Origin of the sequence: Exiguobacterium sp. SH0S7 (assembly GCF_004337195.1) — a bacterium.
In the GTDB taxonomy this organism is placed as follows: Bacteria; Bacillota; Bacilli; order Exiguobacteriales; family Exiguobacteriaceae; genus Exiguobacterium; species Exiguobacterium aurantiacum_A.
In genome coordinates this window covers 1-2,999 of sequence record NZ_SJVA01000024.1, presented here as the reverse complement: position 1 = coordinate 2,999, position 2,999 = coordinate 1, and the positions used below count along the sequence as shown (strand labels likewise).

Sequence of the window (2,999 nt, the reverse complement as noted above, 5' to 3'; positions counted from 1 at the left end):
TTGAAAACTGAAGATTCATCAAGACATCAAACCAAGAACAATATGCATGGTCCGTTCGGACCGTGTGTCTTAGAGACGCTAGATCAAGGTAGAAAGGGCGTACGGTGGATGCCTTGGCACTAGGAGCCGATGAAGGACGCGACGAACAGCGAAATGCTCTGGGGAGTGGTAAGTGCACTTTGATCCAGAGGTATCCGAATGGGGGAACCCACCGCCGGGAGACTGGCGGGACACCCGTGTGAATACATAGCACGGTGTGAGGCAAACCCGGGGAACTGAAACATCTAAGTACCCGGAGGAAGAGAAAGAAAATTCGATTCCCTGAGTAGCGGCGAGCGAAACGGGAACAGCCCAAACCAGGAAGCATGCTTCCTGGGGTTGTAGGACACTCTATACGGAGTTACAAAGGGATAGGATAGGTGAACGACCTGGAAAGGTCGGCCAGAGAAGGTGACGGCCCTGTAGCCGAAATCGTATCCCCTCCAGAGTGGATCCTGAGTACGGCGGGACACGTGAAACCCCGTCGGAATCCGGGAGGACCATCTCCCAAGGCTAAATACTTCCTAGTGACCGATAGTGAACCAGTACCGTGAGGGAAAGGTGAAAAGCACCCCGGAAGGGGAGTGAAATAGATCCTGAAACCGTATGCCTACAAGTAGTCAGAGCCCGTTAACGGGTGATGGCGTGCCTTTTGTAGAATGAACCGGCGAGTTACGATGGCGGGCAAGGTTAAGCTGATGAGGCGGAGCCGCAGCGAAAGCGAGTCTGAATAGGGCGCATCAGTCCGTCGTCGTAGACCCGAAACCAGGTGATCTACCCATGTCCAGGATGAAGGTCAGGTAACACTGACTGGAGGTCCGAACCCACGCACGTTGAAAAGTGCGGGGATGAGGTGTGGGTAGCGGTGAAATGCCAATCGAACCTGGAGATAGCTGGTTCTCCCCGAAATAGCTTTAGGGCTAGCCTCGAGGTGAAGAGTTCCGGAGGTAGAGCACTGATTGGACTAGGGGCCCCCACAGGGTTACCGAATTCAGTCAAACTCCGAATGCCGGCAACTTGTACTCGGGAGTCAGACTGCGAGTGATAAGATCCGTAGTCGAAAGGGAAACAGCCCAGACCATCAGCTAAGGTCCCAAAGTGTATGTTAAGTGGAAAAGGATGTGGCGTTGCACAGACAACTAGGATGTTGGCTTAGAAGCAGCCACCATTCAAAGAGTGCGTAATAGCTCACTAGTCGAGTGACGCCGCGCCGAAAATTTAACGGGGCTAAACATACCACCGAAGCTATGGATTCCGTAAGGAATGGTAGGGGAGCGTTCCAAGCAGCAGTGAAGCGGTATCGTGAGGAGCCGTGGAGCGCTTGGAAGTGAGAATGCCGGTGTGAGTAGCGAAAAGAGGGGTGAGAATCCCCTCCGTCGAAAGCCCAAGGTTTCCTGAGGAAGGCTCGTCCGCTCAGGGTTAGTCTGGACCTAAGCCGAGGCCGAAAGGCGTAGGCGATGGACAACAGGTTGATATTCCTGTACCGCCGTACCACCGTTTGAACGATGGGGGGACGCAGAAGGATAAGGTAACCGTGCGACTGGAAGTGCACGGACAAGCAGCGAGGCCGTCGGGTTGGCAAATCCGCCCGGCACACAAGGTTGAGCTGTGATGTGGAGCCCGTAGGGCGAAGTACCGGATTTCACGCTGCCAAGAAAAGCCTCTAGTAAGGAGGTCGGCGCCAGTACCGTAAACCGACACAGGTAGGCGAGATGAGAATTCTAAGACGCGCGGGATAACTCTCGTTAAGGAACTCGGCAAAATGGTCCCGTAACTTCGGGAGAAGGGACGCTTATGGCAACATAAGCCGCAGTGAATAGGCCCAAACGACTGTTTAGCAAAAACACAGGTCTCTGCTAAATCGCAAGATGAAGTATAGGGGCTGACGCCTGCCCGGTGCTGGAAGGTTAAGGGGATGTGTCATCGCAAGAGAAGCACTGAACCGAAGCCCCAGTAAACGGCGGCCGTAACTATAACGGTCCTAAGGTAGCGAAATTCCTTGTCGGGTAAGTTCCGACCCGCACGAAAGGCGTAACGATTTGGGCACTGTCTCAACGAGAGACCCGGTGAAATCATAGTACCTGTGAAGATGCAGGTTACCCGCGACAGGACGGAAAGACCCCATGGAGCTTTACTACAGCCTGATATTGAGGCTTTGTACGCGATGTACAGGATAGGTGGGAGTTTGTGAAGCCGGAGCGCCAGCTTCGGTGGAGACATCCTTGGGATACCACCCTTTGCGTATAGAGTCTCTAACTCGCAGCCGTGATCCGGCTGGAGGACCGTGTCAGGCGGGTAGTTTGACTGGGGCGGTCGCCTCCTAAACAGTAACGGAGGCGCCCAAAGGTTCCCTCAGAATGGTTGGAAATCATTCGCAGAGTGCAAAGGCAGAAGGGAGCTTGACTGCGAGACCTACAAGTCGAGCAGGGACGAAAGTCGGGCTTAGTGATCCGGTGGTTCCGCATGGAAGGGCCATCGCTCAACGGATAAAAGCTACCCTGGGGATAACAGGCTGATCTCCCCCAAGAGTCCACATCGACGGGGAGGTTTGGCACCTCGATGTCGGCTCATCGCATCCTGGGGCTGGAGTAGGTCCCAAGGGTTGGGCTGTTCGCCCATTAAAGCGGTACGCGAGCTGGGTTCAGAACGTCGTGAGACAGTTCGGTCCCTATCCGTCGTGGGCGCAGGAAATTTGAGGAGAGCTGTCCTTAGTACGAGAGGACCGGGATGGACGCACCGCTGGTGTACCAGTTGTTCCGCCAGGAGCATCGCTGGGTAGCTACGTGCGGACGGGATAAGTGCTGAAAGCATCTAAGCATGAAGCCCCCTCCGAGATGAGATTTCCCTTTGAGCAATCAAGAAAGACCCCTCAGAGACGATGAGGTAGATAGGTCATGGGTGGAAGCACGGCGACGTGTGGAGCTGAATGATACTAATCGGTCGAGGCTTTGATCTAGAAA

The 2,999-nt window shown here is 54.5% G+C and carries 1 rRNA gene; it reads left to right on the top strand.

The features are described from left to right. The first annotated feature begins 81 nt into the window (after nucleotides 1-81). Nucleotides 82-2,995, top strand: a 23S ribosomal RNA gene (locus EVJ22_RS15115). Nucleotides 2,996-2,999 lie beyond the last annotated feature (4 nt).